A 299-nucleotide genomic window follows, 5' to 3' on the forward strand; every position below is an offset into this window, starting at 1 on the left:
AAGCGCCGCGGTTGTTCCCATAAGTAGGGTTCACGTTCGTGCTCGGGGGCATCGCTGACCTGCACCGTCGGCAATAGAACAGCGTCCGATGGCGACTCGGCTTCCTGTTCCGTACGGTCTTGTGCGGCTTGCGCTTGCCGGGCCGGATCGGTCGCAATCTCCGCCAGCCACTGTTTGCCTTGCGCGACCGTCAGTAGGTGTTCGCCGCCAGTTTGGCAATGCACCGGGCCGAGATCGACGGCTTGCATGAAGTGTTCGCGTTCCTCACGGCTGTCGAGCACTTGCGTGCATTTGGCCGC

The 299-nt window shown here is 62.5% G+C and carries 1 protein-coding gene; it reads right to left on the bottom strand.

Translation table 11 applies throughout. From position 1 onward, the window contains the following. On the bottom strand, positions 1-299 hold a 299-nt coding region (locus QK293_RS27535; RefSeq protein ID WP_282383539.1), incomplete at both ends, for a hypothetical protein.

This window comes from Pseudomonas sp. AL03 (assembly GCF_029960815.1).
Lineage (GTDB): Bacteria > Pseudomonadota > Gammaproteobacteria > Pseudomonadales > Pseudomonadaceae > Aquipseudomonas.